We start from the raw sequence: 14,443 nt of genomic DNA, 5'->3' as shown, positions 1-14,443 counted from the left end.
GCTTATGCCTCAGTCAGGTTGCGGCTTTGTTTGTTGCGTTTAGCGACTGATTTTAGGATCAGGAAGCCCACAACAGCAATCAGAACGGTGTTACCCGCTGCGATGATAGACAGTTGAGTGAAGACTTTAGTAAACGGTTCTGCGTATAGGATAGTGTCTAGGAATGCGGAACAGCCGTAGCCTACAACGTTACCTGCAAGGGCAAGTACCACGAACAATACAAAATCTTTCATTGGCAGTTCACCTTGTTGAAGACGGTTCTTAGTCATCATAGGGAACAAGCCGATAACCATGCCTACGATGCCTGAGCCTAATACCCAAGTTAACCATACGCCCCAACCAGCAAATAAATCCGTTACCCAGTGACCAATAAAGCCAACCAAGAAGCCAACGATAGGGCCGAACAAAACAGAAAACAGTGCTAAGACTGCCATTGCTGGTTTCAATGTCGTGTTAGCAAACACTGGGACACCAAACATAGGTAAACCACCAATGCCGTACAGTGCCGCGCCAATGGCGATAACGACCACTGTTTTAGCTGAAAAGTTCATAGATAACCTCGAATACTGAAAGATAAAGCATGATAAAGAATGAATATTCGCCATTATTAATATGTGTCTCAATGAGAACGTTTTTTGGGCAAATATAAAAAATAAGGCGCGCATTATACAGTAGAACCCTTCCATAAGGGAAGATAAGTGTCTAGATGTCTAAAATTCCATCCGAACACTTAAATATCATGTAAAAAGTCCACTTTTACGGTTAATCAAGCAACAAAAAAGCCAGAACGGGTCTGGCTTTTTGATTCATCTTAACAATGTGTTAAGTGGGTTCATCGTATATCTACGACCATTTTGTGGTCTAGGTACAGTTAGTGGTCTAGATATAGATAGTTTTGCCAGCTCTTCATGCGAATAAGGACCTTACGCATGATAGACACGTGAGTGAAACTGTCAGAATAAACGGCAACCTCAACTGCAGTACCCATAGGTAAATGGTAGTCAGACAGATCATCAGTGATGCTCAATTTAACAAACACACGACCACTGGTACGCAATGCGTCAGTACCTAGAAGCGCGCCTCGAGCTTGGAATTGGCTCTCACCAATAGCTGGAATCACTTCATCAATACGTCCTTTAAATACTTTTCCTGGCAATGCTCTAAATAGGAACTCAGCTTTGTAACCTGGTTGTAGGCGCTGTAGCGAGTTTTGTCTAAATGCAGCGGTATAGAACTGCTCCTCTGTGTGAACAAAAGTCATCACAGGAGCTAAAGGAAGTGGTACTGCCATTACACCTGGGCGTAATGCTAGTTGCGTAACGTATCCGTCAGTGGGAGCTCGAACCACGGTTTGTTCTAAATCAAACTGAGCTTTACGTAATTCAGCTAATAAGCTTAAAACCGCTGTATTCTCGCCACCTATTTCAGAGTCCAAGGCGATCTTTGTTTGTTCTAGGTTTGCATCTGCAACTTTCACGGCCGCTTCCGATGCTTTGTAAGCTTGTCTGCGAGTATCCAATTGTTGCTCGGTAAAAGCGCCGCTGTCGTAACCGCGCTTGTAACGAGAAAACTCACGTTTGGCTTTATCTCTTTCTGCGATGGCTTTGATTTTTGCAGCCTCTGCTTCAGCCACTTCAGATTCCATTCCAAGCGCACCTTGGCTTGCTTCTTTTACCTTGGCTTCTAACCTTGCGACTTCAGCTTCGAATGGAACTGGGTCGATTTTGAAAAGAATATCCCCTTGCTTCAGAGGTTTGTTTGCTTCTACAGGCACTTCGATAACTTTACCCCTAACGCCTGAAACGACTGGCGTTGTTGAGTAAACTTGGTTACCGATTTGCGTAAATGGATGATTGTAGTTCATTAGTAGAATTAGGGTACCTACTATGATCACACCTCCAAGTACGGCAGTGGGTACTGTCCACTTATTTAGCGGGATATTGAACACCTTGAAAATGGTGATACAAAGAGCCGCGTAGGTCATTATCAGCAGTAAATCCATTATTTAGCCTCCTGATCTTGAGCGTTATTCTGATCTTTAGCTTGATTCTCTTTCACTGAATCGGCTTGTTTGAGTTGAGCAATCTCTTCCTGAAGCGTGCTAACCTGATCGATTAAAATATCAACACGATGATGAATGTCGTGTTGTTCTTCTTCTAATTTAGCAAAGCCCCAGCCACGATCTTTGCGCCATAGTGTCGCCCAAATCCATAGGAACGGCCAAATTGTGTGCAAAGTGAATAGGCTAACCCAGCCTGAAACATGAATAGCATCTTGATGAGGATGATTGCGTTCTTTCGCTATTTCGTAAGGAATATCGTGAATAACGATGATGCCGTAAAAGATGACTAATGCTACGAAAATAAGTAAGCCGAGCGCAAAGTAGTCTAAAAACATAACAGATCCTTGTAATGTTAGATATTAGTTATAAATATACTACGCTATCATCCAAGTAATTGTTATAAAAATGATTTACCGAATTGAAAATAATGTGTTGTCGCTTCTTATGAGAATAAAAGCATTGATGAATCTTATAAAATCTCATCGCGTTTGAAGAGGCTATTTCGGCTTTCTGGTTGGTATTTCAGCTGAAATGATGACAGCTACGATTCTAAATGACGTGCATAACCACAAGGGGCAAATACGGATGTATATAGGTGAATTGGCGGCCATTGGCGCTGCAGTTGTGTGGGCATGTGCGACATGGATCTATGGGCAATTTGGACATCGCTTCTCTGCGATGCAATTGAACATTGTTAAGGGTGTTGTAGCCTCTGGCATGATGCTGTTAGTCATGCCGTTAATACCGATGCCTGAATTTGAATTGAGTACCAACCATTTTCTGATATTGGCAATTTCAGGTGTGATTGGCATTGCGATTGGAGATAGCGCCTATTTTGCGGCGTTGAAAAGAATCGGTGCCAATAAGACGCTGTTACTGGAATCTTTAGCACCACCTCTTTCTGGTGTGCTGGCATTAATGTTCCTTGGCGCTGTATTGACAGTACAAAGTTGGCTCGGTGTCGTGATTACAACACTAGCGGTAACCTTCGTCGTGTTTCAACCGTCAAAATCGGCGAGTGGAGAATCTAGTGGTAAAGCGCAATGGAACGGCATTGGATACGGGCTTGTGGCGAGTGTTTGTCAGGCATCCGGTGTGGTTATTTCTCATTACGCGTTAGTGGCTGGTGATATTCCCCCGTTATTAGGGGCACTGATTCGTCTCACGATAGGTGTGTTTGCCGTTATGCTTATTATCCCTTTTGTTGAGAGTAAGCCTTACTCGTCTATAAAAAGAGATTTATTGGAGATGACTAAATTCGACAAGCTTTGGCTTTTAGGGGCAATCTTTGTCGGAACCTTTTTGGCATTGTGGCTTCAGCAAGTTGCATTGAAGAATGCGAACCCTGCGATTGCACAAACATTGATAGCGACCAGTCCGGTCTTTATTTTGGTGATTTATGCGATTAAAGGGGAGAAGGTGTCAAAGCAAAGCGTCATAGGGACGCTTGCTGCCCTTGCTGGAATATCTCTGTTCTTCTATCAATAAGATGCAGGCTTACCTACAGACCTACAGACCTACAGACCTACAGACCTACAGACCTACAGACCTACAGACCTACAGACCTACAGACCTACGTGGCACTATTCTGTACACACTTGATTACGGCCATTGGCTTTAGCTCGGTATAGCGCTTTATCGGCACGGTAGAAGGTACGCTGAGTATTTTCTCCGTCGCGATGTAAAGTGATACCGATACTCACGGTTAAACCGCGTTCTCCGAGTATTTCATGCCATCCGAATTGGAAGATACGCTCTCGATAATTTTCAGAGTGCATTTCTGCTTTCGCAAGGTCAGTGTTCTCAAGGATGACTAGGAACTCTTCTCCGCCAAACCTGACACATGACGCGCCTCTAAACTTAAAGTATGAGCGCAGCTCTTGAGAAACGCTGACAATCGCTTTATCACCCACTAAGTGGCTGAGTTCATCATTGATAGACTTAAAGTGGTCGATATCAACAACCATCAAGGCGAAAGGTGCTTCGTGAAGCAACAGGTCTTTTAGTTTCACATCTAACCATCGACGGTTGTGTAACCCGGTCAGTGGGTCGGTGAAAACATCTTGTTGTAGTTGAGCAACTGTATTCTTGTGTTGTTCAGTCGTCTCTTTGAGTTCTCTATTTTCTTGTTCAGAGAGAATGAGTTTGAGTTGTAACTCAAAACGCGATAGGCGGCGTAGTTGGCTTGCACCGAGTTCGCTGATCGGGATCTGCTTCATCAGATCCGTTTCAATTCGGTAACCTTTTTTCTCATAGCTCAGAGCTTCTTGAAAACGGCCCTGATTCATACATACGTCACTCAAAGAGTCATAGAAACGCTTTGCAAGCACTGGCGATGAGTAGGCTTTTACACGTTTGTCTGTGCTCGACAAAATCATGCTCGCATAGTCTTGCTTCCCGGTTGCACTTAGGCAATGTGCTAACTCGAGGCGAGTCATGGTTGCGAGCCAGCTTGCTTGAGTGCTGTTGGCTGGGTATTGAACTTTTGATAGGCAACGTAAGGCTTCATGGTGTTTTTTCTTAGCACGAAGCACTTTCGCCTGGTAAAGCAATATCTGAGCAGTGAGCAGCTTGTCACTTACCAAAATACTGAGTTCTTCGCACTCATTCAGTAAATCGCTGGCCGCGGTAATGCGGTTGAGCAGAAGTAGGCTTGCTACCATATGCAGCTTGAATTTGAGGCGAAGTGAGCGACTGCTTATCGCGTGGTCTATACTGCTGATTTTTTGGTAATAGCGAAGAGCTCTGTTGTGATCACCATAGGCATCACACAGGTTCCCCATGCCTAAAATTGCCAATACATATTCATCGATATGGCCATGTTCAACCGCGATTGTCGATGAGCTGACGAATTCATTCAGTGCCGATGTGTAATCACCAATTTCAACTAAGCGGTCGCTTAGGCTGGTCTTTACTGTGAGAATGTCTTCGATATCTACAGGAAGGTGGAGTAGGTCGAGTGCAAGCCTGAGTTCTTCAATACTGGTTTGATTTTGTTGCAACTCGGCACGGTACTCAGAGCTGATTATATAGCAGTGCGCTTGCTCTGTTTGCGTGGTCGAAACGTGCTGGCGAATGTGGTTCCAGAATATGATCGCTTCTTCACCCGATACCGATGAAGGGTCTAAACCAGCATCTGTGATTTTGCGTAATAGGGTTTCCATTATTCTATTACCTCAGCATCGTCTTCTTCTAATTGTTCAAGAGTGAACGGGAACGTCAAAATATCATTGAGGCTGACGGTAGGTCTCGAACCTTTTAATCCTTTTCTATGCCATGGATATATTTCTAGCATGGTGCTGAGAGTTTGGAAGGTTTGTTCTGCGGCTTCGCCTTTCTCTGAAAGCATCATAGCAACACGCTCTGAACTCAGCCTAGCGATGAAGTCGTTTTGATTACACAAGGTATGAGCAATCTCGGTACAGACATCTAAGTAATCGGTATCGACATGATGGAACATAATGATGCTGTGGTTCGAACGCTTAAGTTCTGTCTTAAATAGGACCAGCTTCTCCCACCAAAAGGTTTCAGAGACGACATAAGAGAGGTGCTTTTCAGGATCGTATTCATGCTGGCCACGAATACGATTAATCAGCTTTCGTGCTCTCTGTTCAAGCTGGCGTTTTGAACTGCGCGCTTTGTCTAAACCGACACGATTAGTTTGCTCTTTAAGCATACCGATGGAATATTGACGGTACTTTTTAAAGGCGACCAACGCAGCTTTGAAATCTTGGTTTTCTTCTGCAACTAAGGATTGTTGGTAACAAATTTGGCTAAGCAACTCACCATTATCGAATTCATTTGCAGAGTGTTCAGCGAGTTTCAGTAATTCTGCCGCATGTTCTGGTCTTTTTCTGAGGAGCTCCAATCGAGCTCGACTTATGTAAGAGTGCGCTTTCATCCAAACGAGGTTGTGTTCTACGGCTAGATTGTGCGCTTTGGCTGTCGCGCGCTCTGCATCATCTAGACGTTCAAGCCCAAGCAGAGCAAGGCCTCGAAAGTCCCATACTTCGGCATGCCAAGTGTTATCTTTATGCTCTTTTAACGCTTCTTCTGCACCGTCGAGTACCGACAGCATTTCAACATAGTTGTTAAGCAGGTAGTAATCCCAAGCGAGCAGTATTCTTGCTTTGCCCTCTAGCCAACCAATGCGGCTGTTGTTAGCCACTTTAACGGCAAGCTGATGGGTAGAACGTGCAAGCTTATATTCATGAGTCATTCGCCAAATGTTGCCAAGCCCAATGAGACATTCAATTTGAATCTCGACTTCATCAACCAGTGCAGATTGCTCTAAGGCATTGATCCAGAACTGTTGGGCGGAGTAATACTTGGCTTGTCCCCAGTACTGGAGCGCGTGTAAATGGAGGATTTCAGGGAGGAAAAGGTCGGTATCTAATCGGTTCTGGCGCTTGTAGGCTTCCTTGATGTACTTCAAACCTTTTTGGTAATCCATCAGGTTCCAGCTACACCTTGCCATTAACATCAACGACTGGATAGCACCCTCTTCAAACAGAACTTGCTCCGATCGGACTAGGCACTGTTGAGCAATCTCAAGGATCACCGATGGCTCAGAGTCGACACGAGTTTTGAGTTGTTCTAGTTCTGTTTCAAGAAGGTACTGGTTTTTGTCCAAGACTTAGATCCATAATTATCGAACATATTGATAACACAATCATTATAAGTGTGTGATTTGAGATAAGCACCAATTATCTTTCTTAGAGCGTCAAAGGAACATGTATCTTTTCTAATTATGGGTGTTACCTCATGTTGTTGCTTTAAAATCAATGAGTTCCCTAATAATTATCTAGCTGATACGTGTCTATGAAAGTAGTTGCTTTAAGGTCAATGGCTGCTCTGCTACACCTAAGCGCTGCGCTGCCGTGAGCCCTTGCTTATCTTGGTAGCACAGATTGTGCCAAGCTCTGAATATGTCGAGTAATGGAAGAATGCCCCCAGGACGAAGCTTACGTCTGGGCTCATTAATGAAGCTATCAAATAACAGCTGGAAGCGTTGTTGATAGAACTTGGTTTGCTGAATTGAGGCCGTGTTAAACCACTGTTTTGGTTCTGGATTGTTACCCGTCAGGTAGCAAATGCCTTTCTGATTATCACCTTGATTTGCGATAGCCCAACGATCGCGCCACCAACTCATGTGAACGATGTCGATCTTTTCGAAACTTTGATCGTCTTGCCAGCCAGGATCTTCCTCTACATACATAAGGTCAATATTTTGACTCTGAATACGCGGCAAACATACACTTAAAGCGGCAGATCTTAGTAATGGATCTTGTGGCATATAGATAGCTACATGCTTGTCTTCATTACACATATCAAGCACATGTAAGAAGTGAGCATAAGAGGTATAAGGCGGTCGAATCAGCGCGCCTTTCGAAGGGTAGCTAAATGTGGTGAGGTTACCCATGGGATCCTCAACGTTACCTCTCGCTAGAATCACTTGGTACTGCTGTTCAATACGCTCTTTCAACTTGTCAGATGGCTGAGGTTGTTCGAGGTTCGCTTCTGATGAGTGATCTTTGGATACAAAACGCGCAACATCATCGTAAGGATTGTGGTCAACATTCCCTGAAGGCTCTTCATTTTGAGAATAGTTGACGTGTTGGCAAAGGATATAGCCAGAATGCGCTTCACCCGTCGCTATCCAAACCACACCATTGTTGCTTTGCGGTTGCAGACGTTGATAGTGAGAAGCGAATTGATAATCTTTGGCATGATTAACCCATCGTGCATCGATCATCGCTAATTTGCGACGACAACGGCTGGCGATATGGTCAACATGATCATAGAAAGTCTTTGGATTGATCTCTAATTTTCTACAGATTTCACGTACAGAATAGCCCATGAACAATAAGCCCATAAGGTTCTCTTGAAACTGAAGTTTTTTATTGGATCCAGACCACTTATCAACGAAGGTTGATTGGCAGTCTTTGCATCGATAACGCTGCCTGTCACCGCTGTAACCGAAGGCATGATAAAGATGTTTGTGGGTATGAACCGATAGGCCAAAGTTATCGCAATCATCATTACGGCAAGCAGGAAGGCCATCGCTGTGAAGTTGTCTCAGGCGATGAAGTTCGCTTAACACTTCACGATTGTTAAGTAAGGGGGGGAAAGCTCCACATTCACGACAAACCATCGCTGGACGCTTAGGGTTAGCGTGTTGCAAAACATACCGTTTTGCATCGCTCAAGCCAAAGTTGTCACACGCCAATGTTTTACAAAAGTTGAGTTGCAAACCATCCGCATCTTTTGGCAGCTTGTCGTTAGACACGATCTCCCCCTCGGGATTATTTGAGCAGCCAAGCAAGCTTGGCTGCGGGGTAACGCTTTTCAATGTATCTTATTCAAGTCGTTAGATGTTGATTGCAGTCTCTAGAGCAACTTTCATCATGTCGTTGAACGATTTTTGACGATCTTCAGAGCTTAATTTCTCACCACGGATGATGTGGTCAGACACTGTTAGGATAGTTAGTGCCTTAGCACCAAGATCCGCAGCAACACCGTAGATACCAGCCGCTTCCATATCAACACCAAGGATACCTAGCTTTTCCATTTTCTCGAAAAGGTCAGCTTCTGGAGTGTAGAAAAGGTCTGCAGAGAATACGTTACCAACTTTAACTGGAACTTCTTGTGCACGTGCTTGGTTTACTGCTTCTTCTAGAAGACCGAAATCGGCGATAGCAGCGAAGTCGTGGTTGTTGAAACGAATGCGGTTTACTTTTGAGTCTGTAGAAGCACCCATACCGATAACAACGTCCATTAGTTTAACGTCGTCACGTACCGCACCACAGCTACCTACGCGAATAACGTTTTTCACGCCGTATTCAGCGATCAGCTCGTGTACGTAGATGCAGCATGATGGGATACCCATACCGTGGCCCATTACAGAAACTTTCTTACCTTTGTAAGTGCCTGTGTAACCAAACATGTTGCGAACGTCACAAACTTGCTTCACGTCATCAAGGAATGTTTCTGCAATGTATTTTGCACGAAGCGGGTCGCCCGGCATAAGTACTGTTTCTGCGAAATCACCAGCTTGAGCATTAATATGAGGTGTAGCCATGGTCGTTCTCCAAAGTTTAAACGGTAATGATAGGAACAGGATTTAATCAATTACCGATTCTGTTGAATTTAATTCGTTTTGTTGAGGCAATATTAGCGAGTTAAAACGAGGCTCCATGAGACTTTAGTCACAAAACTGCTTTGCCATTATAGTTTTATTAATATTGATAACCAAATGTGTTGAAAGCGTAAAGGCAATCGATTTTGTATGGGTAAATTGCACGATATTTAAAGATAAAGCTCGAAATATAAATCTGTTGCATATTGCCTTGGAGGCAACAATACGTTGTAGAGACGTTTGATCAGCGATAATCTAAACTTTGATAAAGAGACAAACCAAGGAATTGTATGTCGTATTGCGCTAACTCGACGCCTTCGCACTCGATGAAAACACAGTTACAGACGAAAACAAGGTTACATAAGCTAGCGTTGGTCGCTGTTAAATCCACATTGATTGCTGTTAAGTCGACATTGATTACTGCTAGAACGACTTTGTTTGCTGTGAGAACTGCTTTACTTGCTCGGGTAATTATTTTGCTTGCTGGCGCGACGATTTCGTCGTGGGTGTCTGCTGCAACTTTTGAGTTGCCACCAACAGAAAGCCGTATCGTGGGCAGAATACAGCAACACGAAGTTGCGGCGGGTGAAACCTTGGCGATCATTGCAAAGCAATACGATATTGGCTTTCTTTCTTTAATGGCGGCAAACAAGGGTGTCGATCCTTTTCTTCCTTCTGAAGGTTATGTGCTAAGCATTCCTAGCCGTTTGATTCTGCCGGATACTCCGAGAAAAGGCATTGTGATTAACCTTGCCGAGTTGAGGCTATATTACTTTGAGCCTGAGAAAAATCAGGTGCATGTCTTCCCTGTTGGTATTGGTCGAGTAGGGCGTGATACCCCCGAGATGATCACCAAGATAAGCCAAAAAAGACCTAACCCGACCTGGACTCCTCCAAGCTCAATTCGCAAAGAGTACTTAGAAAAAGGGATTGAGTTACCAAGAGTGGTTCCCGCTGGGCCTGAAAACCCTTTGGGCGAGTATGCACTGCGACTTGCTTATGGTGCTGGTGATTATCTGATACACGGTACCAATAAAGACTTTGGAATTGGCTTGCGAGTGAGCTCAGGGTGTATCCGTATGGAACCTAAAGATATTGAGTGGCTTTTTGAACAGGTGAGTCGTGGTGAACAAGTCACAATAATCGATGAGCCTATTAAGGTGTCTTTAGAGCCGGATAGAAGTGTATTTGTTGAGGCTCACGAACCTTTGACGCGAAGTGATGGTTCTAAGAAATTACTGCAAATCCCTGTTGAATTAAAATGGTGGCTTGAAGACGCTGATCTACCTAATTCAAAAGCCAAAGCAGTCATCTTTGCTCAAAATGGTGTGCCTGTTGAAATTGCGCCACCTGTGATTGAGTTCTAATTTGCTCGGTTGTGAGTAAAGCCCCATAGCCTTCTTTTTCTTTTCCCTCAATAAAAAAACACCACCTCGAAAGAGGTGGTGTTTTCAATTTACTGCATGTATATACGTCTTTTGAAATCTACAGCTTCATTGAGTTTCTATCTCAATTACTTAGTGTAAGACTCAGCAATGTTATCGATACGGTCGTTAGCACGATCCGCTTCTTCTTTTGCTGCCATAGCCGCAGCCGATGCTTCTTGAGCTTTCATTTCAGCAGCCGCTTTGTCACTCTTAAGTGCTTCTACTTCGCTGCTTAGCTCAGCAACTTGGTTAGTTAGTTGGTCCATTTCTGATACTGCTGCTTCTTCAGGCTCTGAAGAACAACCAGCTAAAATAAATACTGAGGCTGCAGCTGCGATTAACGTCTTATTCATAAGAACTCCTTGCTTATTTATCATCAAAAGATGCGCTATACATTCTTTATCATATAGTCGCTTCATTAATGATTGTAGCGACTAATTTTTTAACTGCAAAAACAATAACTAAAGAAATTGCTTAATCTTTGAGGTAATTAGCTAAGTGTCACGTTCTGTCTCACTTCTGAGAGTAGGGGTTTCGAGGCCGTTTTGATACTACTTTGGAGAGTGCTCCCTTTGTTAGCACGCATACAATGTTCTAGTTAACATCAGATAAAAGGATAAATTTACTGTGATCTCTATCCTTATAAAGTACTTTCGCGGTATCATGTCACGTTAAATTAATTTTATTCAATACCATCATGACTGGAGAGTCCTTTGCACTTTAAAGATTTAGGCTTAGATAACCGCTTACTGAAGAACTTAAAACATTACGACTTCAAGAAGGCGACAGAGATCCAATCAAAAGCGATCCCTGTTGCTATTGCTGGTAAGGATCTATTGGCTTCATCAAAAACGGGATCAGGTAAAACATTGGCGTTTGTGTTGCCGATGATACATAAAGCATTAAAAACAAAAGCGTTTTCTGCTAAAGATCCTCGTGGTGTAATTTTGGCTCCTACTCGTGAGCTAGCAAAACAAGTTTACGGCGAGCTGCGTAGCATGCTTGGCGGTCTGTCTTACGAAGCCACACTTATCTTGGGTGGTGAAAACTTTAACGACCAAGTTAAAGCCCTGCGTAAGTACCCTCGTTTTATTGTTGCGACTCCAGGTCGTCTGGCCGATCACCTTGAGCACCGCTCACTGTTTTTAGATGGTGTTGAAACACTAATTCTTGATGAAGCTGACCGTATGCTGGATTTAGGCTTCGCGCCTGAATTGCGTCGCATTGCGAATGCAGCTAAGCACCGTCGTCGTCAAACGTTGATGTTTTCTGCGACGCTTGATCACGCTGAAGTGAATGGCATTGCAAATGAAATGCTAGACGCACCTAAGCGTATCTCTGTTGGTGTTTCTAACGAGCAGCACCTTGATATCACTCAGAAATTCTACCTTTGTGACCATCTCGATCATAAAGAAGCGATTTTGGATCGTGTGATTGAAGAAGCTGAATACCGTCAGGTGATGATCTTCACTGCAACTCGTGCCGATACTGATCGTTTAACGGATAAGTTAAACGAGAAGAAGCTTAAAGCCGTTGCATTGAGTGGCAACCTAAACCAAACGCAACGTAACGCGATCATGAGTCAATTTGAGCGTGCGGTTTACAAGATCTTGGTAACAACCGATGTTGCTTCGCGTGGTATCGATATTCCAAACGTAAGCCACGTTATCAACTTTGATATGCCTAAGCATACAGAAGAGTACGTGCACCGCGTTGGTCGTACTGGTCGTGCGGGTAACAAAGGTGATGCAATCTCTTTGGTTGGTCCAAAAGACTGGGACAGCTTTAAGCGTGTTGAGCTTTACCTTCAACAAGATCTTACTTTCTCTGTGCTTGACGGTCTAAAAGGTAAATTCAAAGGTATTAAGCCTCGTAAACCTGCTTTTGCTAAAGGCGGACCTGCGAAGAAGAAGACCAGCACTCAAGTTAAGAAAACGCCGAAGAAACCAGTTAAGCGTGATAAGAGCTTCCACCAAAATGTGGCAGTGGGTGATACCGTGTTTATCCCTAAGAAGAAAGTCGCACCAAAAGTGGATGACGAGTAATCAACTTGCGTGACCCAAAAGCTGATGTTTATAAAAACTGATCTTTATAAAAGTTAACGTAAATAAAAACCGCCAATGATGGCGGTTTTTTTGTACCTGTACTTCGTGTAAGCCCTTAGCTTCTGGTACTTACAGACGGTATTTGATGATACTCGACGAGGTTTCCTCGTTAGAAATCAAAGGTAGAGAATGAGTACGCCAAGATATGGTCTGCGATGTATTTATGAGTAGCCGTCGTTGGATGCGTAACTCCCCAGAACACATAACTATCAGAGCCGTATGTGGCACAGTCATTGGTTAAACTATGACTGCGTAAATAGTCGGTTGATGAGCTTCTGTTGATATTTAGGCAAGCGTCACTCGCATTTCTAAAGCCATGCTGCTCAGGGTTATCGGTAATACTCGCGAAGAGTGCACTTGCATCGAATAACACCACGTTTTTCCCCATACCTTGATAATATTCGGCTTGGGCTTTGATGAATTGGTTGAATTCTAATATCTTGCCACGAACTTTAATGATCTCTTGCTCCGTCGAGTATCTGAATTGTGGCGCTTTGGTCGCATCGGGCAATGTGAACAGCAAGATATTACTCGCACCAGATTCCGTTAATCGGATCAGAGCGCTGCCGAAATCAGCTTTAACATCGGCGACTTCTCGGTCGTAATTCATAAAATCATTGAGCCCAAACTCTAGAGTAAACAAGGAGTTTTCTGGGCGATAGTTTTTAGCGACTTTCATGTAGGTTAGATAAGAGGTGACTTGGTCATAGACGCCTGTTAGAGCGACGTATTGATTGGTACCTGCTGCGCCACCCACGGCCCAGTTATATAGGGGAAGATCTTTCGCTTTTGCTAAATATTCGGTCCACACCAAACCGTTTGAAAAGTGTCCCAAAAACCATGAATTCGCATTTGGGAAAACCCATTGAGAGCCATTAAATAGGTTGCCAGTGTCAGAGAGGCTATCACCAAAAGTGACAATACGATTAATTGTATTGGCTTGCACAGCGTTATCGTTGGTCCAGATGGAGTGATTGTAAGAGAAGCGATTATCTGCTGCAAAATAGGTGATATCTGCGACGTCATGTTGGATGTCGAGCGTCTTTTCACAACGCTGCTTTATTTCGGATTGAGGCGCGTCACTATAAAACATGTTCTTGAACGAGACTGAAGACCACCAATATCCGTTGATGGTGTAATAGTCCCCGTTCTCTTTTCTTGCCCATTGCCAATCAGTGGCTGAGGAGTCGTGTGATGCGTCGGTTCGATACCAACATCGAACATACGAATAAGTTTGTTCCCCTTGCGTTTTTAGAACCTGTGCAGACGTTATGGATTCTGGAGTGGGTATAGAATCTTCAGCTGCATGAGCACCAAAAGGGATGGATAACGCGAGTATTAAAGCCGTATTTTTCATCACTGCATTCTCTTATTGTATTTAGGTAAGCCAAAAAAACGTTGTTTCTTGTTGCCTGTTACTTTTAATAACTGAATAGCGAATAACTGGTAAGACCTATATCTAACATCAATAATTCACGTCAATACATTCAACTGTCCGTCGGCTATAACTGGCATAAACATCAAATTTTCAACGTGTTTTCTGTTGTTAGAACACTCAAGTACAGGATGAAATTCGTCACTTTTTTTGAGGGTTTTGGTATCCGTTTTAGAGGTATGCAGTGAGGGTAAATTAGCAGTCTGTGCGGTTTTCGTAAGTTGTTAGATCTAATGTGACCTTTATAAAATGTGCCAAAAACCAAGGTAAGATTTT

General features: G+C 43.5%; 12 protein-coding genes. 3 read left to right on the top strand and 9 right to left on the bottom strand.

Annotation, left to right across the window (positions count from 1 at the left end):
- Nucleotides 1-2: 2 nt before the first annotated feature.
- The 3 genes from AC3CH4_RS17090 to AC3CH4_RS17080 all read right to left on the bottom strand — a co-directional run bounded on the left by AC3CH4_RS17090 (nt 3) and on the right by AC3CH4_RS17080 (nt 2,397).
- The gene (locus AC3CH4_RS17090) at nt 3-551 is read right to left on the bottom strand and encodes an ECF-type riboflavin transporter substrate-binding protein (RefSeq protein ID WP_048609818.1); all 549 of its coding nucleotides are present in this window, start codon (nt 549-551) and stop codon (nt 3-5) included.
- Nucleotides 552-871: 320 nt separating this feature from the next.
- Nucleotides 872-2,002 (bottom strand): HlyD family secretion protein, encoded by a 1,131-nt coding sequence (locus tag AC3CH4_RS17085; protein ID WP_054545855.1) that lies wholly within the window; start codon nt 2,000-2,002, stop codon nt 872-874.
- The gene (locus AC3CH4_RS17080) at nt 2,002-2,397 is read right to left on the bottom strand and encodes a DUF3302 domain-containing protein (protein WP_065206708.1); all 396 of its coding nucleotides are present in this window, start codon (nt 2,395-2,397) and stop codon (nt 2,002-2,004) included. The genes AC3CH4_RS17085 and AC3CH4_RS17080 overlap by 1 nt, the downstream gene beginning before the upstream one ends.
- 250 nt (nt 2,398-2,647) lie before the next feature.
- Here AC3CH4_RS17080 and AC3CH4_RS17075 point away from each other — a divergent pair, with 250 nt between their 5' ends.
- A complete protein-coding gene (locus AC3CH4_RS17075) occupies nt 2,648-3,550 on the top strand; it encodes a DMT family transporter (protein ID WP_488544108.1) in 903 nt (300 codons plus the stop codon).
- Nucleotides 3,551-3,645: 95 nt separating this feature from the next.
- Here AC3CH4_RS17075 and AC3CH4_RS17070 read toward each other — a convergent pair whose 3' ends face one another.
- The 4 genes from AC3CH4_RS17070 to deoD all read right to left on the bottom strand — a co-directional run bounded on the left by AC3CH4_RS17070 (nt 3,646) and on the right by deoD (nt 9,143).
- The gene (locus tag AC3CH4_RS17070) at nt 3,646-5,226 is read right to left on the bottom strand and encodes a GGDEF domain-containing protein (protein WP_488544107.1); all 1,581 of its coding nucleotides are present in this window, start codon (nt 5,224-5,226) and stop codon (nt 3,646-3,648) included.
- Nucleotides 5,226-6,695, bottom strand: a complete 1,470-nt coding sequence (locus tag AC3CH4_RS17065; RefSeq protein WP_017090319.1) for a hypothetical protein — start codon at nt 6,693-6,695, stop codon at nt 5,226-5,228. The genes AC3CH4_RS17070 and AC3CH4_RS17065 overlap by 1 nt, the downstream gene beginning before the upstream one ends.
- Before the next feature lie 186 nt (nt 6,696-6,881).
- Entirely contained in the window at nt 6,882-8,351 is a 1,470-nt protein-coding gene (locus AC3CH4_RS17060; protein WP_029222154.1) for a lactate dehydrogenase, read from the bottom strand.
- Between the two features lie 81 nt (nt 8,352-8,432).
- Nucleotides 8,433-9,143, bottom strand: a complete 711-nt coding sequence (deoD, locus tag AC3CH4_RS17055) for a purine-nucleoside phosphorylase (RefSeq protein WP_004732072.1) — start codon at nt 9,141-9,143, stop codon at nt 8,433-8,435.
- A 347-nt stretch (nt 9,144-9,490) separates the two neighbouring features.
- On the opposite strand from deoD, the gene AC3CH4_RS17050 reads away from it, so the two are divergent.
- Nucleotides 9,491-10,567: a L,D-transpeptidase family protein gene (locus AC3CH4_RS17050; protein WP_146457847.1), complete on the top strand. Its 1,077-nt coding sequence runs from the start codon at nt 9,491-9,493 to the stop codon at nt 10,565-10,567.
- Between the two features lie 146 nt (nt 10,568-10,713).
- Here AC3CH4_RS17050 and AC3CH4_RS17045 read toward each other — a convergent pair whose 3' ends face one another.
- Nucleotides 10,714-10,980 (bottom strand): Lpp/OprI family alanine-zipper lipoprotein, encoded by a 267-nt coding sequence (locus tag AC3CH4_RS17045; RefSeq protein WP_004732066.1) that lies wholly within the window; start codon nt 10,978-10,980, stop codon nt 10,714-10,716.
- A gap of 360 nt (nt 10,981-11,340) precedes the next feature.
- Between AC3CH4_RS17045 and AC3CH4_RS17040 the strand changes: the two genes are divergently transcribed.
- Nucleotides 11,341-12,672, top strand: a complete 1,332-nt coding sequence (locus tag AC3CH4_RS17040) for a DEAD/DEAH box helicase (protein ID WP_171307585.1) — start codon at nt 11,341-11,343, stop codon at nt 12,670-12,672.
- A gap of 169 nt (nt 12,673-12,841) precedes the next feature.
- Here the strand turns inward: AC3CH4_RS17040 and AC3CH4_RS17035 are convergent, their stop codons facing one another.
- Entirely contained in the window at nt 12,842-14,089 is a 1,248-nt protein-coding gene (locus AC3CH4_RS17035) for an SGNH/GDSL hydrolase family protein (protein WP_473579107.1), read from the bottom strand.
- Nucleotides 14,090-14,443 lie beyond the last annotated feature (354 nt).

The organism is Vibrio sp. QJM3NY_26 (assembly GCF_057786005.1).
The sequence above is the reverse complement of the archived record's forward strand: the minus strand, read 5'-3'. Positions and strand labels throughout refer to the sequence as shown.